21 protein-coding genes are annotated in these 20,943 nt (G+C 57.4%); 18 read left to right on the top strand and 3 right to left on the bottom strand.

Translation table 11 applies throughout. From position 1 onward, the window contains the following. The first annotated feature begins 107 nt into the window (after positions 1 to 107). Positions 108 to 593, top strand: a complete 486-nt coding sequence (sixA, locus tag INF86_RS20790) for a phosphohistidine phosphatase SixA (RefSeq protein WP_003861375.1) — start codon at positions 108 to 110, stop codon at positions 591 to 593. 46 nt (positions 594 to 639) lie between these two features. Here the strand turns inward: sixA and smrB are convergent, their stop codons facing one another. Then, positions 640 to 1,191 carry an endonuclease SmrB gene (gene smrB / locus INF86_RS20795; RefSeq protein WP_022648866.1) on the bottom strand — a complete coding sequence of 184 codons (552 nt, stop codon included), beginning with the start codon at positions 1,189 to 1,191 and terminating at the stop codon, positions 640 to 642. Between the two features lie 145 nt (positions 1,192 to 1,336). Here smrB and prmB point away from each other — a divergent pair, with 145 nt between their 5' ends. From prmB to INF86_RS20825, 6 genes are read left to right on the top strand one after another with little or no spacing between them, the layout of a single operon-like run. Further along, positions 1,337 to 2,269, top strand: coding sequence for a 50S ribosomal protein L3 N(5)-glutamine methyltransferase (prmB, locus tag INF86_RS20800; protein ID WP_003861381.1), 933 nt, complete (start codon positions 1,337 to 1,339; stop codon positions 2,267 to 2,269). Between the two features lie 60 nt (positions 2,270 to 2,329). Beyond that, positions 2,330 to 3,415: a chorismate synthase gene (aroC, locus tag INF86_RS20805; protein WP_022648864.1), complete on the top strand. Its 1,086-nt coding sequence runs from the start codon at positions 2,330 to 2,332 to the stop codon at positions 3,413 to 3,415. A 2-nt stretch (positions 3,416 to 3,417) separates the two neighbouring features. Beyond that, complete coding sequence (mepA, locus tag INF86_RS20810) at positions 3,418 to 4,242, top strand: penicillin-insensitive murein endopeptidase (RefSeq protein WP_003861385.1); 825 nt, start codon at positions 3,418 to 3,420, stop codon at positions 4,240 to 4,242. Continuing rightward, entirely contained in the window at positions 4,242 to 5,051 is an 810-nt protein-coding gene (locus INF86_RS20815) for a sulfite exporter TauE/SafE family protein (protein WP_022648863.1), read from the top strand. Before mepA ends, INF86_RS20815 begins: the two co-directional genes overlap by 1 nt. Then, entirely contained in the window at positions 5,051 to 5,596 is a 546-nt protein-coding gene (locus INF86_RS20820) for an elongation factor P hydroxylase (RefSeq protein ID WP_193543897.1), read from the top strand. Before INF86_RS20815 ends, INF86_RS20820 begins: the two co-directional genes overlap by 1 nt. Positions 5,597 to 5,609: 13 nt before the next feature. After that, on the top strand, positions 5,610 to 5,885 hold the full coding sequence (locus INF86_RS20825) for a YfcL family protein (RefSeq protein WP_022648861.1): 276 nt from the start codon (positions 5,610 to 5,612) through the stop codon (positions 5,883 to 5,885). Positions 5,886 to 5,950: 65 nt separating this feature from the next. On the opposite strand, the gene mnmC is transcribed toward INF86_RS20825, so the two are convergent. After that, the gene (mnmC, locus tag INF86_RS20830) at positions 5,951 to 7,948 is read right to left on the bottom strand and encodes a bifunctional tRNA (5-methylaminomethyl-2-thiouridine)(34)-methyltransferase MnmD/FAD-dependent 5-carboxymethylaminomethyl-2-thiouridine(34) oxidoreductase MnmC (RefSeq protein ID WP_157507111.1); all 1,998 of its coding nucleotides are present in this window, start codon (positions 7,946 to 7,948) and stop codon (positions 5,951 to 5,953) included. Positions 7,949 to 8,106: 158 nt separating this feature from the next. Here mnmC and fabB point away from each other — a divergent pair, with 158 nt between their 5' ends. Further along, on the top strand, positions 8,107 to 9,324 hold the full coding sequence (gene fabB / locus INF86_RS20835) for a beta-ketoacyl-ACP synthase I (protein ID WP_022648859.1): 1,218 nt from the start codon (positions 8,107 to 8,109) through the stop codon (positions 9,322 to 9,324). 68 nt (positions 9,325 to 9,392) lie between these two features. Then, positions 9,393 to 10,571, top strand: a complete 1,179-nt coding sequence (locus INF86_RS20840; protein ID WP_193543898.1) for an MFS transporter — start codon at positions 9,393 to 9,395, stop codon at positions 10,569 to 10,571. Positions 10,572 to 10,655: 84 nt separating this feature from the next. Here the strand turns inward: INF86_RS20840 and flk are convergent, their stop codons facing one another. Continuing rightward, entirely contained in the window at positions 10,656 to 11,660 is a 1,005-nt protein-coding gene (gene flk, locus INF86_RS20845) for a flagella biosynthesis regulator Flk (RefSeq protein ID WP_045621148.1), read from the bottom strand. A 111-nt stretch (positions 11,661 to 11,771) separates the two neighbouring features. Between flk and pdxB the strand changes: the two genes are divergently transcribed. From pdxB to purF, 9 genes are all read left to right on the top strand, one after another. Next, complete coding sequence (pdxB, locus tag INF86_RS20850; RefSeq protein ID WP_023306650.1) at positions 11,772 to 12,908, top strand: 4-phosphoerythronate dehydrogenase PdxB; 1,137 nt, start codon at positions 11,772 to 11,774, stop codon at positions 12,906 to 12,908. Positions 12,909 to 12,975: 67 nt separating this feature from the next. Continuing rightward, a complete protein-coding gene (locus INF86_RS20855; protein WP_023306649.1) occupies positions 12,976 to 13,989 on the top strand; it encodes an aspartate-semialdehyde dehydrogenase in 1,014 nt (337 codons plus the stop codon). Beyond that, the gene (truA, locus tag INF86_RS20860; protein ID WP_001286071.1) at positions 13,989 to 14,801 is read left to right on the top strand and encodes a tRNA pseudouridine(38-40) synthase TruA; all 813 of its coding nucleotides are present in this window, start codon (positions 13,989 to 13,991) and stop codon (positions 14,799 to 14,801) included. Before INF86_RS20855 ends, truA begins: the two co-directional genes overlap by 1 nt. 28 nt (positions 14,802 to 14,829) lie before the next feature. Then, positions 14,830 to 15,489, top strand: coding sequence for a DedA family protein (locus INF86_RS20865; RefSeq protein ID WP_006811410.1), 660 nt, complete (start codon positions 14,830 to 14,832; stop codon positions 15,487 to 15,489). Between the two features lie 154 nt (positions 15,490 to 15,643). Next, complete coding sequence (gene accD / locus INF86_RS20870) at positions 15,644 to 16,549, top strand: acetyl-CoA carboxylase, carboxyltransferase subunit beta (RefSeq protein ID WP_022648854.1); 906 nt, start codon at positions 15,644 to 15,646, stop codon at positions 16,547 to 16,549. A gap of 70 nt (positions 16,550 to 16,619) precedes the next feature. Next, positions 16,620 to 17,888 carry a bifunctional tetrahydrofolate synthase/dihydrofolate synthase gene (gene folC / locus INF86_RS20875; RefSeq protein ID WP_193543899.1) on the top strand — a complete coding sequence of 423 codons (1,269 nt, stop codon included), beginning with the start codon at positions 16,620 to 16,622 and terminating at the stop codon, positions 17,886 to 17,888. Beyond that, on the top strand, positions 17,878 to 18,564 hold the full coding sequence (gene dedD, locus INF86_RS20880; RefSeq protein WP_023300639.1) for a cell division protein DedD: 687 nt from the start codon (positions 17,878 to 17,880) through the stop codon (positions 18,562 to 18,564). The genes folC and dedD overlap by 11 nt, the downstream gene beginning before the upstream one ends. Before the next feature lie 254 nt (positions 18,565 to 18,818). After that, positions 18,819 to 19,307, top strand: coding sequence for a colicin V production protein (gene cvpA / locus INF86_RS20885; RefSeq protein ID WP_000262116.1), 489 nt, complete (start codon positions 18,819 to 18,821; stop codon positions 19,305 to 19,307). Positions 19,308 to 19,340: 33 nt separating this feature from the next. Further along, a complete protein-coding gene (gene purF / locus INF86_RS20890) occupies positions 19,341 to 20,858 on the top strand; it encodes an amidophosphoribosyltransferase (protein ID WP_006811407.1) in 1,518 nt (505 codons plus the stop codon). Positions 20,859 to 20,943: the final 85 nt, after the last annotated feature.

Here is a 20,943-nt window from a genome sequence, read left to right on the forward strand (position 1 = left end):
TTCACCGAATGGATCAGGCACAATGCCCGGCCATCGGGTTTTCTACCTCAGAGCATTAATCGCGGGTAGTTAACGCCGGTGATTCTGGTTAACAAAAGCGGTGCAATATGCAAGTTTTTATCATGCGTCACGGCGACGCGGCACTCGATGCCGCCAGTGACTCAGTACGTCCTTTAACCGTCTGTGGCTGCGACGAATCCCGTCAGATGGCGACATGGCTTAAAGGTCAAAAAGTGGACATTGAACGCGTTCTGGTGAGTCCGTTCCTGCGGGCAGAACAGACGCTGGATGTGGTAGGGGAGTGTATGAACCTGCCATCCAGTGTGGATGTTCTCCCTGAACTCACGCCGTGTGGCGATGTTGGCCTTGTCAGTGCTTACCTTCAGGCGCTGTGCAACGAAGGTGTCGCTTCCGCACTGGTCATTTCCCACCTGCCGCTGGTCGGCTATCTGGTATCTGAGCTGTGCCCGGGCGAAACGCCACCAATGTTCACAACGTCCGCCATTGCCAACGTCACCCTCGACGAAACCGGCAAAGGGGTCTTTAACTGGCAAATGAGTCCATGCAACCTGAAGATGGCTAAAGCCATCTGACGTGACGTGCGATATGGCGGGGTGCCGCGTGCCTCCCGCCATCCTGTCAGGGCAACTCTGGCGGCTGCCACTCCTCAACTTCAATCAACACCAGCAATGCGGCATCTCCGCCGTACTCTTTTGGTGCCTGATGAAAAGCCATTACGTGCGGATGCTGAGCCAGCCACAGCGGCGTCTGTTGTTTGAGAATATGTTTGCCGTGACCGTGCATCACGCAGGCGCAAAAAACATGCTCGCGTCGGCACGCCGCGATCAACGCCCCCAGCTCCTGCTTCGCCTGCATCTGGGTCAACCCATGCAGATCGAGGAACAGCTCCGGCGAGTAATCTCCCCGGCGTAATTTTTTCAGTTCAAAATGGCTAACGTCTTCGCGCACGTATTTCACCGCGCCCTGCGTATTTAGCAGCGGCTGAAACTCATCTGAAAAATAGTGGCTGTTATCGGCCTGCTCCTGAAGCAACCGTTTGACCGGAACCTCGCTGATTTTTTTACGCTGCGGGCGATGGACAATGGTGTCGTGCGTGATTTTACGCGTCCCGGTCATCAGCTGACGGAAGAGAGCCTGATCCTCCTCGCTGAGCGATGTTTTCTTTTTCATTCGTCATTCTCATCTCGTATTTCCGATAGTGTACCCGACTAAACGCATTTTTTAACCTCAAGCGACACGCGTCATTGCTGATTTATCGCCGTCTTCATGGCAAACTAGCCGCCGAAAATTATGCAAGCATGCCCTGGAGGAAAGAGTGGATAAAATTTTTGTCGATGAAGCAGTAAACGAGCTGCATACCATACAGGACATGTTGCGCTGGTCGGTTAGCCGCTTCAGCGCCGCCAATATCTGGTACGGACACGGCACCGATAACCCGTGGGATGAGGCCGTCCAGCTGGTGCTGCCGTCACTCTACCTGCCGCTGGATATTCCGGAAGACATGCGCACCGCGCGCCTGACCTCCAGTGAAAAACACCGCATCGTTGAGCGCGTGATCCGTCGCGTGAACGAGCGTATTCCGGTGGCTTACCTGACCAACAAAGCCTGGTTCTGCGGCCATGAGTTCTATGTTGATGAGCGTGTGCTGGTGCCGCGTTCGCCGATTGGCGAGCTGATCAACAACCACTTTGACGGCCTGATTAACCATCAGCCGCAGCACATACTTGATATGTGCACCGGCAGCGGCTGCATCGCGATTGCCTGCGCGTACGCCTTCCCGGAAGCGGAAGTGGACGCCGTCGATATCTCCACCGACGCGCTGGCCGTCACCGAACACAACATTGAAGAGCACGGCCTGATCCATCACGTCACGCCTATCCGCTCTGACCTGTTCCGCGACCTGCCGACGCTGCAATACGACCTGATCGTCACCAATCCACCGTACGTGGATGCCGAAGACATGTCCGATCTGCCGAACGAGTACCGTCACGAGCCGGAGCTGGGCCTGGCGTCAGGCTCTGACGGGCTGAAGCTGACCCGCCGCATCCTGGCCTGCGCGCCGGATTATCTGACCGACGATGGCGTTCTGATTTGTGAAGTGGGTAACAGCATGGTACATCTGATAGAGCAGTACCCGGATGTGCCGTTCACCTGGCTTGAGTTCGACAACGGCGGTGACGGCGTCTTTATGCTGACCAAGGCGCAACTGCTTGATGCACGCGAATACTTCAGCATTTACAAAGATTAATCCAGCGGGCTTCGGCCCGTTTCACAACGCTCAAACACAAACAACAACATCGGAGCCGTGATGGCAGGAAACAGTATTGGACAGGTATTCCGTGTGACCACCTTTGGCGAGTCGCACGGTCTGGCATTGGGTTGTATCGTTGATGGCGTCCCGCCAGGCATCGAACTGACCGAAGCCGATTTACAGCATGACCTTGACCGCCGTCGTCCGGGTACCTCTCGCTACACCACGCAGCGTCGCGAGCCGGACCAGGTCAAAATTCTCTCCGGCGTTTTTGAAGGCCGTACCACCGGGACCAGCATTGGTCTGCTGATTGAAAACACCGATCAGCGCTCCCAGGACTACGGCGCGATTAAAGACGTCTTCCGTCCGGGCCACGCCGACTATACCTACGAACAAAAATATGGCTTTCGCGACTATCGCGGCGGCGGACGTTCTTCCGCGCGTGAAACCGCGATGCGCGTGGCGGCAGGTGCGATTGCCAAAAAATATCTCCAGCAGAAATTCGGCATCGTTATCCGCGGCTGTCTGACCCAGATGGGCGACATTCCGCTGGCAATCAAAGACTGGGATCAGGTAGAACTTAACCCGTTCTTCTGCGCCGATGCCGACAAGCTGGACGCGCTGGACGAGCTGATGCGTGGCCTGAAAAAAGAGGGCGACTCCATTGGTGCGAAAGTCACCGTGGTGGCCGACGGTGTGCCGGCTGGCTGGGGCGAGCCGGTATTTGACCGCCTCGACGCTGACATCGCCCACGCGCTGATGAGCATCAACGCGGTGAAAGGCGTTGAAATCGGCGACGGTTTTGACGTGGTTAAGCTTCGCGGCAGCCAGAACCGCGACGAAATCACGAAGGCGGGTTTCCAGAGCAACCATGCGGGCGGCATTCTGGGCGGCATCAGCAGCGGGCAGCAAATTATTGCCAATATCGCGCTGAAGCCAACGTCCAGCATTACCGTGCCGGGCCACACGATTAACCGCTCAGGCGATGAAGTAGAGATGATCACCAAAGGACGGCACGATCCATGCGTGGGGATCCGCGCGGTACCGATCGCAGAAGCGATGCTGGCGATCGTGCTGATGGATCACTTCCTGCGCCAGCGCGCGCAGAATGCGGATGTGTCGACCACCATTCCACGCTGGTAACTATGAAAAAAACCGCAATCGCTCTGCTGGCGCTGCTGGCCAGTGGAGCAAGCCTGGCCGCCACGCCGTGGCAGAAAATCACCCACCCGGTAGCGGGAAGCGCGCAGTCCATTGGCGCTTTCTCCAACGGGTGTATCGTCGGCGCGCAGGAACTTCCGCTGCAGTCGGACACCTATCAGGTGATGCGCACCGACCAGCGCCGTTACTTCGGCCATCCTGACCTGGTGCTGTTTATTCAGCGTCTTGGCAACCAGGTGCATAACCTGGGGCTGGGGACGATGCTGATTGGCGATATGGGGATGCCTGCAGGTGGTCGCTTCAACGGCGGTCACGCCAGCCACCAGACCGGACTGGATGTGGACATCTTCCTGCAACTGCCGAAAACGCGCTGGAGCTCAGCGCAGCTGCTGAAACCGCAGGCGCTGGATCTGGTCTCGGCCGACGGTAAACGGGTCGTCGCCTCGCGCTGGTCGCCGGAAATTTCCAGCATGATTAAGCTGGCGGCAGAGGATAACGACGTCACACGGATCTTTGTTAACCCGGCCATCAAGCAGCAGCTTTGCCTGGATGCGGGAACGGATCGCGACTGGCTGCGTAAAGTGCGCCCATGGTTCCAGCACCGGGCGCATATGCATGTTCGCCTGCGCTGCCCGGCGAACAGCCTGGAATGTGAAGATCAGCCGCTGCCACCGCCTGGCGATGGTTGTGGTTACGAACTGCAAAGCTGGTTTGAACCGGCCAAGCCTGGAACCTCTAAGCCTGAGAAGAAGACACCGCCTCCGTTGCCGCCTTCCTGCCAGGCGCTACTGGATGAGCATGTACTTTAATGGATAATTTCGTCGATCTGTTTATGGTGTCACCGCTGCTGCTGGCGGTGCTCTTTTTTGTTGCGATGTTAGCCGGATTTATCGATGCCCTGGCGGGCGGTGGCGGGTTGCTCACCGTTCCGGCGCTGCTGGCGGCAGGCATGAGCCCTGCCCAGGCGCTTGCCACCAACAAACTCCAGGCATGCGGCGGTTCGCTCTCCTCATCGCTCTACTTTGTTCGGCGCAAAGTGGTGAATCTCGCCGATCAGAAGCTCAATATCCTGATGACGTTTATTGGCTCGACGGCGGGCGCGCTGCTGGTCCAGCACGTACAGTCCGACATTCTGCGCCAGATCCTGCCGATTCTGGTTATCTGTATTGGCCTCTATTTCTTACTGATGCCAAAGCTCGGCGAGGAAGACCGGGCGCGGCGACTGCACGGCCTGCCGTTTGCGCTGATTGCCGGTGGCTGCGTCGGTTTTTACGACGGCTTCTTTGGTCCGGGGGCAGGCTCGTTTTACGCGCTGGCATTCGTGACGCTGGCCGGGTTCAACCTCGCCAAATCCACCGCCCACGCCAAAGTCCTCAACGCAACCTCCAACGTTGGCGGTCTGCTGCTGTTTATCATTGGCGGCAAGGTTATCTGGGCTACCGGATTTGTGATGATGGCGGGGCAGTTTTTGGGCGCGCGCGCAGGCTCGCGTCTGGTATTAAGCAAAGGGCAAAAGCTGATCCGCCCGATGATTGTTGTCGTCTCGGCGGTGATGAGCGCCAAACTTCTTTATGACAGCCATGGACAGGAGATCCTCACCTGGTTGGGGATGAACTAATGAACAGTACGCATAAATACGAACAGCTGATTGAGATCTTCGACAGCTGTTTTGCTGATGATTTTAATACCCGTCTGATTAAAGGCGACGACGAACCGATCTATCTTCCTGCTGATGACCAGGTTTCATACAACCGCATCGTCTTTGCCCACGGCTTTTACGCCAGCGGTTTGCACGAGATTTCGCACTGGTGCATCGCGGGGAAAGCGCGTCGCGAGCTGGTGGACTTTGGTTACTGGTACTGCCCGGACGGGCGCGACGCCGCCATCCAGGGGCAGTTCGAAGATGTGGAGGTGAAACCGCAGGCGCTGGAGTGGCTGTTCTGCGTGGCGGCGGGTTTCCCGTTCAACGTCAGCTGTGACAACCTTGAAGGCGACTTCGAGCCAGACCGTATCGTCTTCCAGCGCCGCGTGCATGCGCAGGTGATGGAATATCTTGAGAAAGGCATCCCGGAACGTCCGGCACGCCTGATCGAGGCTTTACAAAATTATTACCATACGCCGGAGATCACGGCGGAATGCTTCCCGTGGCCGGAAGATTTATAACAGAGGAAAGAAGATGATCGCAGAATTTGAATCACGCATTCTGGCGTTAATTGATGACATGGTGGAACACGCCAGCGATGATGAGCTGTTCGCCAGCGGTTATCTGCGTGGTCACCTGACGCTGGCGGTAGCCGCGCTGGAAGCAGGGGACGATCACTCTGCCGACGCCGTTCACGCGGAAGTTACTCGCAGCCTTGAAAAAGCCATTCTGGCCGGGGAACTGTCTCCACGCGACCAGTCTTTAGTGCTGGGCATGTGGGACAATTTGTTCCAGCAGGCTAAACGCTAAGTTGCCGCCTTCTCTTCCCTCTCCCTTTTGGGGAGAGGGCCAGGGTGAGGACACCAGACCGCACCCTACTTAACCCTTTTCCCCTTCAGCAATTTCCGCACCCACAGTCGGTTCGGATTAAGCCCCGCGAGCGTAACCCTGTCCAGCGGAACCGGCTCATCGCTCATTTGCGCGGCTAGCACTTCAGCCAGCAATGGCGCGGAGCATAATCCCCGCGAGCCTAAGCCACCCAACATAAACAGTTCCGGATAAACGGGCGCACTTACCGCCGTTTCTTTGTTGTCTGCAAGATCCTGATAGACTTCAAGCGTGGCGTCATAGTCCGGCACGTTTCCCGCCATCGGCAGGTGATCGCGGGTCGCGCAGCGTACGCCGCAGCGCGCCTGACCCTCACTGACATCAACCTCTTTCGCCCACGACGCATTCGGGAAACAGTCGAGCAGGCGCTGGCGGTTTTGCTGCTGATCCGCTTCGCTGTACTGCATATCTGTTTCACCGCGATGATAGCTGGCACCGATGCAGTGATGGCCGTTGGACGGATTTTGCGGCGTCGCGTAGCCGTCGTAACACAGCACCTGACGCAGTTTGCTCAGTTCGGGCGCGGTCGGGATATGGCTTACCTGGCCGCCGACTGGATAAACCGGCAATGACGCTGTCTGGGTAAACTGAGTGATGTGATGTCCGTTGGCCAGTACAACGCTGGCATGCTGCGACGCTTTGCCGTCAGCAAAACGCAGTTCCCAGTGCGCAGTGCGACTTAGCGATTGAACCTTGTGGGCATAATGCACTGTCAACCCACGCGACTGCCCGAGGGCTATCGCCGCAGAAGTCAGTTCAGCCGGACACAGCCAGCCGCCGAGTGGATACTGAATTCCGCCGCAGCCGGTGTCGACGCCAGCGGTCTCAGCAACCTGCTGAGCCGTCACGGCATGGGCGATGGTTTCCGGCAGCCCCAGCGACAACATTTGGGTGATTTTCTGTTGGCTCTTCTCATCCCAGCCCAACTGCGTCACACCGCACCAGTCGTGGTCGAACGCAACCGGCAGGCTATCGTAAAGGCGACGAGCAAACGTAAACGCAGCCGGGAAGAACTGGAACAGTGCGGGATCGTGTGAACTTAATAAGGGATAAAGCGCGCCCTGACGGTTGCCTGATGCACCCATCGCCGGTGCCTCGTCAGCGCAGTAGAGCGTCACCTGCCAGCCACGGTGCAGCAGCGCCAGTGAGAGCAGGGCGCTGGCAATACCTCCGCCCACAATGGCGACCTCACGCGACGCACTGGGGCGGCGAGCAAACCAGGGTGCCTGTGCCGGGATCGCCAGATCGTGTTCCATCACCCCCACCAGCATGTCGCGCTTGCGGCCAAAGCCTTTGGTTTTCCGCATGGTAAACCCCGCCTCCTGCAACCCACGGCGGACAAAGCCCGCCGAGGTGAAGGTGGCAAGCGTCGCGCCCGGGCGTGCCAGACGTGCCATTGCGCTGAACAGGTGCGGACTCCACATGTCAGGGTTTTTGGCGGGCGCAAAACCGTCCAGGAACCAGGCGTCCACTTTCTGATGCATTGAGTCATCGAGCTTATCGGTCAGGTCGTTAATGTCGCCAAGCCACAGGTCGAGCGTGACGCGTCCGTCGTCCAGAATCAGACGATGACAGCCGCCGATAGCCGGTGGCCACTGGGCCTGAAGCTGTTCCGCCCAGTGGGCAAGCTCCGGCCAGCGCTGATGGGCAAGCCGCAGATCGTGTGCGGTAAGCGGAAATTTTTCGAAACTGATGAAATGTAATCTTTGTAAGGTAGCCTCGGGGTGTGCAGCGCGAAACTGGTCGAAGGCCTGCCAGAGGGTCAAAAAATTCAGCCCGGTGCCGAAACCGCTCTCCGCGACGACAAACAGGCTGCGCGGATGCTCAGGGAAGCGGGTGCTGAGATGATTTCCTTCGAGGAAGACATAGCGCGTCTCTTCCAGTCCGTTATCATTAGAAAAGTAGACGTCATCAAAATCTCGGGAAACAGGTGTACCCTCAGCGTTGAATTCGAGGTTGGCAGGTTGTATGGCGTTTTGTTTCACGTAAGTTACTCGTCCGACAGGCAGTGGCACGATCTTAGCGATGTGAGCCCATCGGTGCAAATTTCCACAGAAAATCGCTGATCGGACTTGTTCGGCGTACAAGTGTACGCTATTGTGCGACTCGAAACTTTTTATAGTGCGACTTACAGAGGTATTGAATGAAACGTGCAGTGATTACTGGCCTGGGCATCGTTTCCAGCATCGGTAATAACCAGCAGGAAGTCCTGGCATCTCTGCGTGAAGGACGCTCCGGGATCACTTTCTCTGAAGAGTTTAAAGATTCTGGAATGCGTAGCCACGTATGGGGTAACGTTAAACTGGATACCACCGGTTTAATTGACCGTAAAGTGGTTCGTTTCATGAACGATGCCTCTATCTACGCCTATCTTTCCATGCAGGAAGCGATCAAGGATTCTGGTCTGAGCGAAGACGCTTACCAGAACAACCCACGCGTGGGCCTGATTGCAGGCTCCGGCGGTTCCTCTAAAGCTCAGGTGTTCGGTGCTGACGCCATGCGCAGCCCGCGCGGCCTGAAAGCGGTCGGTCCATACGTTGTGACCAAAGCGATGGGTTCAGCGGTTTCCGCGTGCCTGGCAACGCCGTTCAAAATCCACGGTGTGAACTACTCCATCAGCTCCGCATGTGCGACCTCCGCACACTGTATCGGTAATGCGGTTGAGCAGATCCAGCTGGGCAAACAGGACATCGTATTTGCTGGCGGCGGCGAAGAGCTGGGCTGGGAAATGGCCTGTGAGTTCGACGCGATGGGCGCACTGTCCACCAAATACAACGAAACGCCAGACAAAGCATCCCGTACCTATGATGCACACCGCGACGGTTTTGTTATCGCTGGCGGCGGCGGTATGGTTGTGGTTGAAGAGCTGGAACACGCTCTGGCGCGTGGCGCGCACATCTACGCTGAGATCGTGGGCTACGGCGCAACGTCTGACGGCGCTGACATGGTTGCTCCATCCGGCGAAGGCGCGGTGCGCTGCATGAAGATGGCGATGCACGGCGTTGATACCCCAATCGACTACCTGAACTCCCACGGCACCTCAACGCCGGTAGGTGACGTGAAAGAGCTGGGTGCGATCCGTGAAGTGTTCGGCGACAACAGTCCGGCTATCTCTGCAACCAAAGCCATGACCGGTCACTCTCTGGGTGCGGCGGGCGTGCAGGAAGCGATCTACTCTCTGCTGATGCTGGAAAACGGCTTTATCGCGCCAAGCATCAACATCGACGAGATGGACGAGCAGGCGGCAGGCCTGAACATCGTGACCGAAACCACCGAACGTGAGCTGACGACCGTTATGTCCAATAGCTTCGGTTTCGGCGGCACCAACGCCACGCTGGTGATGCGTAAGCTGAAAGCGTAAGCGTTTGAAGATATAGTAGAAGGGAGCCACGCGGCTCCCTTTTTTTATGCCTGAACACGGAGTTATGCATGAAGGCTGTTACCCCTGAGAAGAGCGCTCCTTCCGGGAACCTTTCCCTTTTCCGCATCGCCTTTGCGGTGTTTCTGACCTACATGACCGTTGGTCTGCCGCTGCCGGTGATCCCCTTGTTCGTTCACCAGGAGCTGGGCTATGGCAACACCATGGTCGGTATTGCGGTGGGCATTCAGTTTTTAGCGACGGTTTTAACCCGGGGCTACGCCGGTCGCCTGGCGGATCAGCACGGCGCAAAACGCTCGGCGTTGCAGGGCATGTTTGCCTGCGGGCTGGCGGGGGGAGCCTGGCTGCTGGCGGCGCTGTTGCCGATAGATGCAGCGTATAAATTCGCGCTGCTGGTGGCGGGGCGCCTGATCCTCGGCTTTGGCGAAAGCCAGCTGCTGACCGGCACCCTGACCTGGGGAATGGGGCTGGTGGGACCTGCGCGTTCCGGAAAAGTGATGTCCTGGAACGGGATGGCGATTTACGGCGCGCTGGCGGCAGGCGCACCACTGGGGCTGCTGATCCACAGCCAGTTTGGTTTTGCGGTGCTGGCAGGCACCACCATGGTATTACCGCTGCTGGCGTGGGCGTTTAACGGTTCGGTGCGCAAGGTGCCCGCCCATAAAGGCGAGCATCCTTCGCTGTGGAGCGTGGTGGGGCAAATCTGGCAACCGGGGCTTGGGCTGGCGCTTCAGGGAGTGGGCTTCGCGGTTATTGGTACCTTTGTCTCCCTCTATTTCATGAGCCGCGGCTGGGCGATGGCGGGCTTTACGCTGACGGCTTTTGGCGGCGCGTTTGTATTGATGCGCGTGTTGTTTGGCTGGATGCCGGATCGCTTTGGCGGCGTGAAGGTGGCGGTGGCGTCACTGGTCATTGAGACCGTGGGTCTGGTACTGCTCTGGCAGGCGCCGTCCGCATCCGTTGCGCTGCTGGGTGCGGCGTTAACCGGCTGCGGCTGCTCACTGATCTTCCCGGCGCTGGGCGTTGAAGTGGTTAAGCGCGTGGCTCCGCAGGTGCGCGGCACGGCGCTGGGCGGCTATGCGGCGTTTCAGGATATCTCTTACGGCATCACCGGGCCGCTGGCGGGGCTGCTTGCAACGTCGTTTGGCTATCCTTCCGTATTTCTCGCCGGTGCGGTGTCAGCGGTGGTGGGGATTGTGGTGACGCTGGTGGCGTTTCGCAGGTCGTAGTTTTTGCCCGTTGGCGCTCCGCTTACCGGGCCTACAACCGCGCGAACCGTAGGCCGGGTAAGGCGTAGCCGCCACCCGGCAGTTTTAAGCAACCAGCCAGAAAATCGCCAGCGCAATCAGCAACGCGATAAACATCAATCCCGGACGGGCAGAAAGCGTCTTGAACGTGTCAACAACGGGGGCAAACAGCGGGTTGTAGATCGGCTGAATGTTTCTTACCTCCGGCACACCGCCTTCCCGCTCGGCGCGGCGAACGAAGATCTGATTCAGTAAATCCTGTACCTGCGCGGTGGTCAGCACGGTTTGCGGTGTCGCCTGCCAGCTCTGCTGGGCGTAATCCCGGATCATATCGAACTCGTGCGGTTCCAGCGGTTGTTTCAGTGCCGCCTGTACGCTGTGCAGGGTCGGAGCGCTCTGGGTGCTAAGCGTCTGACGCGCCTGGAGCCAGGTGACCAGATGGGTAAACTGTTTTGCCGGGATCATCTCGCCCGCTTTCACACCGGAAAGTTCCAGCATAGATTGCCAGATAAGCTTTGTCGGTTCGCCGGTGGCGGCAGCCAGCTTAGTGACCATCTGCTTGAGCGTATTATGCTCCGCAGGCTGTAATGGCCGCTCTGTAGACGGGCGCTGTTGCGGCTGCGGGATAGAAAGCTGATTGCTTTGCAGCAGGGTCAACACGGTTTTCAGCTGTTCCGGCGAAAGCTGGCTCAGGGCGGTATGACCGTATTGCTGACGGATAAAATCACTCACCGCCTGACGATTATTCCCCTGGCCCAACAGCTCGGTCAGCTGCGAGATAATCTGGCGGGTAGTATGTTGCTGCTGTGCGCTGGTAAGACGCTGGTTCAGGTTTTGTTCGGCGGCAGGGAAATGGCGCGACTGTAGCGGCGCATCGTTTCTGACGCCCAAATCGTGCTTAACGCCGGCCCATACCTCTGCGTTTTGCTGTGAGGTCAACGCAATAAGACGCGTGATAAGACGCTCCAGTACGGTGCGTTGCTGCGTGGAGAGCGGTTGTTCGCCTGGCGTGTTGGGCGTTACGGGGCCTTCACCCGGAGGGCGCGGAGGCGTACCTGAAATGGGCTGCATCGTCAAAAATCCTTAAAGTCAAACTCTGCGTAACCGGGCGGAGATATATGCCCGGCGGCGAGATTATGGCACACTTGGCAGGTTTACTTCCTCTCAAACAGGTACTCAGACGTGAAAATCCTCGTTGATGAAAATATGCCTTACGCCCGTGAGCTGTTCAGCCGCCTGGGTGAGGTTAAGGCTGTCCCTGGTCGCCCGATTCCGGTCAGCGAACTGGACGATGCAGACGCCCTGATGGTGCGCTCGGTGACCAAAGTAAATGAGGCGCTGCTCACCGGCAAAGGGGTTAAATTTGTCGGGACGGCAACGGCCGGGACCGATCATGTGGATGACCAGTGGCTTAAGCAGGCGGGGATTGGTTTTTCTGCGGCACCAGGCTGTAACGCCATTGCCGTCGTGGAATATGTATTCTCCTCGCTATTGATGCTGGCCGAGCGCGATGGTTTTGCGCTGAAAGACCGCACCGTCGGGATTGTGGGTGTGGGCAACGTGGGCGGACGTCTGCAAAAGCGTCTGGAAGCCTGGGGCATCCGCACTCTGCTGTGCGATCCGCCGCGTAAGGATAACGGCGATGAGGGCGATTTCCGCACGCTGGATGAGCTGGTCGACGAGTGCGACGTCATCACCTTCCATACGCCGCTCTTTAAAGAAGGGCCGTACAAGACTCTGCACCTGGCCGACGAAAAGCTGATCCGCCGTCTGAAGGCTGGCACTATTCTGATAAATGCCTGCCGGGGACCGGTGGTGGATAACGCGGCGCTGCTGACATGTCTCGACGAGGGACAAGATCTTAGCGTCGTACTGGACGTCTGGGAGCCAGAGCCGGATCTCAACGTCGCATTGCTGAATAAGGTGGACGTGGGTACCGCACATATCGCGGGTTATACCCTTGAAGGCAAAGCGCGTGGTACAACCCAGGTGTTTGAGGCTTACAGCGCCTTTATCGGCCATCCGCAGCAGGTCGCGCTGGATACGCTGCTGCCCGCCCCGGAATTTGGTCGCATTACCCTTCATGGACCGCTGGATGAGGCAACGCTGAAAAGACTGGTGCATTTGGTGTATGATGTGCGCCGCGATGACGCGCTGCTGCGTAAAGTGGCGGGTATTCCGGGTGAGTTTGACAAGCTGCGCAAAAATTACCTTGAGCGCCGCGAGTGGTCCTCCCTGTATGTGATGTGCGATGACGCCCCCGCGGCGGCGCTGTTGCATCAGCTGGGATTTAACGCCGTTCACCACCCGGCACGTTAATGTCTTCTTAATGCTCCCTGTCGGATATTCCGGCAGGGACGCTTTTTTATTTCTGGAGTAAACCACCATGTCTGAAGGCTGGAACATTGCCATTTTGGGTGCCACTGGCGCCGTGGGCGAAGCCCTGCTTGAAACCCTTGCTGAGCGTCAGTTCCCGGTGGGCGACATTTACGCGCTGGCGCGTACCGACAGCGCAGGAGAACATCTGCGTTTCGGCGGGAAATCCGTGATGGTGCAGGATGCCGCCGCGTTTGACTGGACACAGGCTCAGCTTGCGTTTTTTGCCGCAGGTGCGGAAGCCACGGCATCCTACATTGAAGAAGCGACCAATTCAGGCTGTCTGGTGATCGACCTGAGCGGCCTGTTCTCCCTGGAGCCGGATGTGCCGCTGGTGGTGCCGGACGTCAACCCGTTTGTGCTGGCTGACTACCGCAACCGCAATATCATTGCAGTACCGAACAGCCTCACCAGCCAGCTGCTGACCGCGCTGAAGCCGCTGATCGACGACGGTGGCCTGTCGCGTATTTCCGTGACCAGCCTGCTGTCAGCCTCCGCTAACGGCAAAAAAGCCGTAGACGCACTGGCAGGGCAGAGCGCGAAGCTGCTGAACGGTATCCCGATCGACGAAGATGATTTCTTTGGCCGCCAGCTGGCGTTCAACATGCTGCCGCTGCTGCCGGATCGTGAAGGTTCGGTGCGGGAAGAGCGTCGTATCGTCGATGAAGCACGCAAAATTCTGCAGGATGACGGTCTGATGATCTCCGCGAACGTTGTGCAGTCTCCGGTCTTTTACGGCCACGCGCAGATGGTCGGGTTTGAAGCCCTGCGTCCGCTGGCGGCTGAAGAAGCCCGCGACGCGTTTGGCCGCGGAGAGGACCTTGTCCTGTCCGAAGAGAGTGAATTCCCGACGCAGGTGGGCGACGCTACCGGCAGCGCGCATCTCTCTGTAGGCTGCGTGCGTAACGATTACGGTATGCCTGAGCAGGTGCAGTTCTGGTCCGTTGCCGACAACGTGCGTTTTGGCGGCGCGCTGATGGCGGTCAAAATCGCGGAAAAACTGGTGCAGGAGTATCTGTACTGATGTCAGATGTGGAACAAAAGCCGGTCCACAGAATTGCCCTCGGCATTGAATACGATGGCAGTAAATACTATGGCTGGCAGCGGCAGAATGAGGTGCGCAGCGTCCAGGAGAAGCTGGAGAAAGCGCTCTCTCAGGTGGCGAATGAACCGATAAGCGTCTTCTGTGCGGGCCGCACCGATGCCGGCGTTCACGGCACGGGACAGGTAGTGCATTTTGACACCACCGCCGTGCGCAAAGACGCGGCCTGGACGCTGGGTGTAAATGCGAATTTGCCTGGTGACATTGCCGTGCGTTGGGTGAAAGCTGTGCCGGATGATTTTCACGCGCGTTTCAGCGCGACGGCGCGGCGCTACCGTTATGTCATCTACAACCAGCGCCTGCGCCCGGCGGTGTTAAGCCAGGGCGTGACGCATTTTTATGAACCGCTGGATGCAGAACGTATGCAGCGTGCGGCGCAGTGTCTGATTGGAGAGAATGATTTTACGTCGTTTCGTGCGGTGCAGTGTCAGTCCCGTACGCCGTGGCGTAACGTCATGCACATTAACGTCAGTCGTTATGGCGCGTATGTGGTGGTGGATATCAAAGCCAATGCCTTTGTACATCATATGGTGCGGAATATTGTAGGCAGCCTGATGGAAGTGGGCGCCGGACACCAGCCGGAGAGCTGGATTGCAGAACTGCTGGCAGCGAAGGACAGAACGCTTGCGGCAGCAACGGCGAAAGCGGAAGGTCTGTATCTGGTTTCGGTGGATTATCCGGACCGGTTCGACCTGCCAAAACCGCCAATGGGCCCGCTGTTTTTAGCGGACTAAACAAAGGCGCAATTAGGGCTTAGACAATATGGACGTAATACGTTTTCTGATTGATTTCATCCTGCACATTGATGTTCACCTGGCGGAGCTGGTCGCGCAGTACGGCGTCTGGGTATACGCCATTCTGTTCCTCATTCTGTTCTGTGAAACCGGCCTTGTGGTTACGCCGTTCCTGCCGGGAGATTCACTGCTGTTCGTGGCGGGCGCGTTATCCGCACTGCCAACGAATGACCTGAATGTCCACCTGATGGTCGTCCTGATGATCATCGCCGCGATTATTGGTGATGCGGTCAACTACACTATCGGGCGGGTGTTTGGCGAGCGGTTGTTCAGTAATCCGGACTCGAAGATTTTCCGCCGCAGTTATTTAGATAAGACCCATGCGTTCTATGAACGCCATGGCGGTAAAACCATTATCCTTGCCCGTTTTGTGCCTATTGTGCGCACATTTGCACCGTTTGTGGCGGGAATGGGTCACATGTCCTATCGTCATTTTGCCATGTACAACGTGGTGGGCGCGCTGCTGTGGGTACTGCTGTTTACCTATGCGGGCTACCTGTTTGGCGATCTGCCGGTGGTTCAGGAAAACCTTAAGTTACTGATTGTAGCGATTATTGTGCTTTCCGTTCTGCCGGGTGTGATCGAAATTATTCGTCACAAACGCGCGGCGGCAAAACAAGCGAAGTAAATGCACGCTGGCGGTTCGACCACTTTTTTATCCAAAGTTTCGGGCTGTTATGTTTTAATGTGCAACATTCATGGTCTGTTGGAGGCAAAAATGGCATTATTCGCCTCTTACAGCAAAACTGGCATACGACCAGGTTCAGGCAGAAAGGTTATCAATGAGCTGGATTGAACGAATTAAAAGCAACATTACCCCAACGCGTAAAGCGAGCATTCCTGAAGGGGTATGGACGAAGTGTGATAGCTGCGGCCAGGTTCTGTATCGCGCAGAGCTGGAACGCAATCTTGAGGTGTGTCCGAAGTGTGACCACCATATGCGTATGTCGGCGCGCAACCGCCTGCATAGCCTGCTGGACGAAGGTTCTCTGGTAGAACTGGGCAGCGAACTGGAGCCAAAAGATGTGCTTAAGTTCCGCGACTCCAAAAAATACAAAGATCGTCTGGCCTCTGCACAGAAAGAGACCGGCGAGAAAGACGCGCTGATCGTCATGAAAGGCACCCTGCATGAGATGCCGGTGGTTGCCGCCGCGTTTGAGTTCGCCTTTATGGGCGGCTCAATGGGCTCTGTGGTTGGTGCGCGTTTCGTGCGTGCCGTTGAGCAGGCGCTGGAAGACAACTGCCCGCTGATCTGCTTCTCCGCCTCCGGTGGCGCACGAATGCAGGAAGCGCTGATGTCCCTGATGCAGATGGCGAAAACCTCTGCCGCGCTGGCGAAAATGCAGGAGCGCGGTCTGCCGTACATCTCGGTACTGACCGACCCAACCATGGGCGGCGTTTCTGCAAGCTTCGCGATGCTGGGCGACCTGAACATCGCTGAGCCAAAAGCGCTGATCGGCTTTGCCGGTCCTCGCGTTATCGAGCAGACCGTACGTGAGAAACTGCCGCCGGGCTTCCAGCGCAGTGAGTTCCTCATTGAGAAGGGTGCTATCGACATGATCGTCCGCCGCCCGGAGATGCGCCTCAAACTGGCAAGCGTCCTGGCGAAGCTGATGAATCTGCCGTCGCCGAGCCCGGACGAGCCGCGCGAAGGCGTGGTGGTACCGGATCAGGAACCCGAGGCCTGATAACTGAAAAGGGCAGGGCCAAATGGCGCTGCCCTTTTGCTTTCTAAACCATTAATGACAACCGGGCATCATGGAAAATAAAAGCATTCCTCAAGCCACGTCGCCCCTGGCCGCGTGGCTTTCTTATCTGGAAAACCTGCACAGTAAAACTATCGACATGGGCCTTAAGCGCGTAAGCCAGGTTGCCGCGCGCCTTGACGTGCTGAAACCTGCGCCTTTCGTGTTTACCGTGGCCGGCACTAACGGTAAAGGCACCACCTGCCGCACGCTGGAATCTGTCCTGATGGCAGCCGGTTATAAGGTAGGCGTTTACAGCTCGCCGCATCTGGTGCGCTACACCGAGCGCGTGCGGGTGCAAAACACCGAGCTGGCCGAATCGGCCCATACGGCGTCGTTTGCCGCTATCGAAGCCGCGCGCGGCGATACCTCATTAACCTATTTCGAATACGGCACCCTGTCGGCGCTGTGGCTGTTTAAGCAGGCGCAACTGGACGTGGTGATCCTGGAAGTGGGTCTGGGTGGACGTCTGGATGCCACAAATATGGTAGATGCGGATGTCGCCGTCGTCACCAGCATCGCGCTGGATCACACCGACTGGCTGGGGCCCGACCGCGAAAGCATTGGCCGTGAGAAGGCCGGTATTTTCCGGGCCGATAAGCCTGCCGTGGTTGGCGAACCGGACATGCCGCATACCATCGCTGAAGTGGCGAAAGAGAAGGGTGCTCGACTGCTGCGTCGCGGCGTGGACTGGCAGTATGAGGTGCAGGACAACGGCTGGCGCTTTAGCGACGCACAGGGCGTACTGGAGAATCTGCCGCTGCCGCAGGTGCCACAGCCTAACGCGGCGACTGCGCTGGCAGCCCTGCGCGCCAGCGGATTAGCGGTAAGCGAGCAGGCAATCCGCGATGGCATTCAGAACGCACTGTTACCGGGACGTTTTCAGATTGTGATTGAGTCGCCGCGTCTGATTCTGGATGTTGCACATAACCCGCATGCGGCGGCGTACCTCGCAGGACGTCTCAAATCGTTACCAAAAACCGGGCGCGTGCTGGCGGTTATCGGTATGCTTCATGATAAAGATATCGGCGGCACGCTGGCCTGCATGGAGAGTGTGGTCGATAGCTGGTATTGTGCTCCTCTGGAAGGGCCGCGCGGCGCGACTGCTGAGCAGTTGATGGAACATCTCGGCAAAGGCGAAATCTACAGCAGTGTGGTTTCGGCCTGGCGTGCCGCGATGGCGGAGGCTAAACCAGAAGATACCGTGCTGGTGTGTGGGTCATTCCACACGGTGGCACATGTCATGGAAGTGATGGACGCGGGGAGAACCGGTGGCGAGTAAGTTTCAGAACCGTTTAACAGGAACCATTGTGCTGGTCGCGCTCGGGGTGATTATTCTCCCGGGATTGCTCGACGGGCAGAAAAAGCATTACCAGGATGAATTTGCGGCCATTCCGCTGGTACCCAAACCGGGCGATCGCGACGAGCCCGATATGCTGCCAGCGGCAACGCAGGCGCTGCCAGCCCAGCCGCCTGAAGGCGCAGCGGAAGAGGTGCGCGCAGGTGATGCAGCCGCGCCGTCTCTTGACCCGTCGCGTCTGGCGACGAACAATAACATCGAGATTGATCCGGTGCCGGTAGAACAGCCTAAGCCTGTTGAGAAGCCGAAACCGGTGGAGAAGCCGCAGCCGAAACCGCAGCGGGATAAAGCGGCCGAGCAACTGGCAGCCGCTTCAGAAACGCCACCGCCGGCGAAACAGGACGCGGCCCCTACCGGCAAAGCCTATGTCGTTCAGCTCGGTGCATTGAAAAATGCAGATAAGGTCAATGAGATTGTGAGTAAACTGCGCGGCGCGGGATACCGTGTTTATACTTCACCCACCACGCCGGTACAGGGTAAAATTACCCGTATCCTCGTGGGGCCGGATGCGTCTAAAGATAAGCTCAAAGGTTCGCTTGGCGAGCTGAAGCAGATCTCCGGGCTGAGCGGTGTGGTGATGAACTACAGCGCAAACTGACAGAAATTACCCCCTCACCCTAACCCTCTCCCCAAAGGGGCGAGGGGACGGTTTGCTCCCTCTCCCTTGAGGGAGAGGGCCGGGGTGAGGGGGAGGTAGACGTTCACAGAAACGTCAAAGGTGCGGTGGCGTTGAGCATTTTTTCAGCGCCTTTTTTATTTACGCGTGGGAAGGAAATCCCTACGCAAACGTTTTCTTTTTCTGTTAGAATTCGCCCCGAACTGGATGACAGGGCGTTTAATCGTGGGACACATATGGTCTGGATTGATTACGCCATCATTGCGGTGATTGGTTTTTCCTGTCTGGTTAGCCTGATCCGTGGCTTTGTTCGTGAAGCGTTATCGCTGGTAACCTGGGGTTGTGCTTTCTTTGTTGCCAGTCATTACTACACTTACCTGTCTGTCTGGTTCACGGGCTTTGAAGATGAACTGGTCCGAAACGGAATCGCCATCGCGGTGCTGTTTATCGCGACGCTGATTGTCGGCGCTATCGTCAATTACGTGATAGGTCAGCTGGTCGAGAAAACCGGTCTGTCAGGAACGGACAGGGTGCTCGGCATCTGTTTCGGCGCGTTGCGAGGCGTGCTCATTGTGGCCGCGATCCTGTTCTTCCTGGATACCTTTACCGGGTTCTCCAAAAGTGAAGACTGGCAAAAATCGCAGCTCATTCCGGAGTTCAGCTTCATCATCAGATGGTTCTTTGACTATCTGCAAAGCTCGTCGAGTTTCTTGCCCAGGGCATAAACCCTGAGATGTGGCTTAACGAGGAAAAGACGAATGTGCGGTATTGTCGGTATCGCCGGTTTCATGCCGGTAAACCAGTCGATTTATGACGCGTTAACGGTGCTTCAGCACCGTGGGCAGGATGCTGCGGGTATCATCACCATTGATGCAAACAACTGCTTCCGTTTACGCAAGGCGAATGGCCTGGTAAACGATGTGTTTGAAGCCCGCCATATGCAGCGTCTGCAAGGTAATATGGGGATCGGTCACGTTCGTTATCCTACTGCTGGCAGTTCCAGCGCCTCTGAGGCTCAGCCTTTTTATGTTAACTCCCCGTATGGCATCACGCTTGCCCACAATGGCAATCTGACCAATGCCCACGAGCTGCGTAAAAAGCTGTTCGAAGAGAAACGTCGCCACATTAACACCACCTCTGATTCTGAAATCCTGCTCAATATCTTTGCCAGCGAACTGGATAACTTCCGCCATTATCCGCTGGAAGCAGACAACATTTTTGCCGCCGTTGCCGCGACTAACCGCCTGATCCGTGGCGCGTACGCTTGCGTAGCGATGATCATCGGTCACGGCATGGTGGCCTTCCGCGATCCAAACGGCATTCGCCCGCTGGTGCTCGGCAAACGAGACCTCGGCGATGGCCGTTCCGAGTACATGGTTGCCTCCGAAAGCGTGGCGCTGGACACGCTGGGCTTCGAATTCCTGCGTGATGTCGCGCCAGGCGAAGCGGTCTACATCACCGAGAAGGGCCAGCTGTTTACCCGCCAGTGCGCCGACAACCCGGTGAGCAACCCGTGCCTGTTCGAATACGTTTACTTCGCGCGTCCTGACTCGTTCATCGACAAAATTTCCGTTTACAGCGCGCGCGTCAACATGGGGACGAAGCTGGGCGAGAAGATTGCCCGCGAGTGGGACGATCTCGACATCGACGTCGTGATCCCAATCCCTGAAACCTCTTGTGATATCGCGCTGGAAATTGCCCGTATTCTGGACAAGCCGTACCGTCAGGGCTTCGTGAAAAACCGCTACGTTGGCCGCACCTTTATCATGCCGGGCCAGCAGCTGCGTCGTAAGTCCGTACGTCGTAAGCTAAACGCTAACCGTGCCGAGTTCCGCGACAAGAATGTGCTGCTGGTGGACGACTCCATTGTGCGCGGCACGACGTCTGAGCAGATCATCGAGATGGCGCGTGAGGCCGGGGCGAAGAAAGTATATCTCGCCTCCGCAGCGCCGGAAATTCGCTTCCCGAACGTGTATGGCATTGATATGCCAACCGCTAATGAGCTGATTGCGCATGGCCGAGAAGTGGATGAGATTCGCCAGATCATCGGGGCCGACGGCCTGATTTTCCAGGATCTGAACGATCTGATCGATGCGGTGCGCGCCGAGAACCCGGATATTCAGCAGTTCGAATGCTCGGTATTCAATGGGATCTACGTGACAAAAGACGTAGACCAGCAGTATCTCGACTACCTTGATTCTCTGCGTAACGACGATGCGAAAGCCGTCCAGCTGCAAAACGATCTCGAAAGCTTAGAGATGCACAACGAAGGTTAATGCTCCGGCAAGTGAGGGCGAATGCCCTCACTTGCAACTCCCCGTAAAATCCTGCACAGTCAGCCCTGAAATCAGCAAGGGCAAA

The organism is Enterobacter cloacae complex sp. I1M (genome assembly GCF_014982425.1).
GTDB classification, from domain to species: domain Bacteria; phylum Pseudomonadota; class Gammaproteobacteria; order Enterobacterales; family Enterobacteriaceae; genus Enterobacter; species Enterobacter intestinihominis.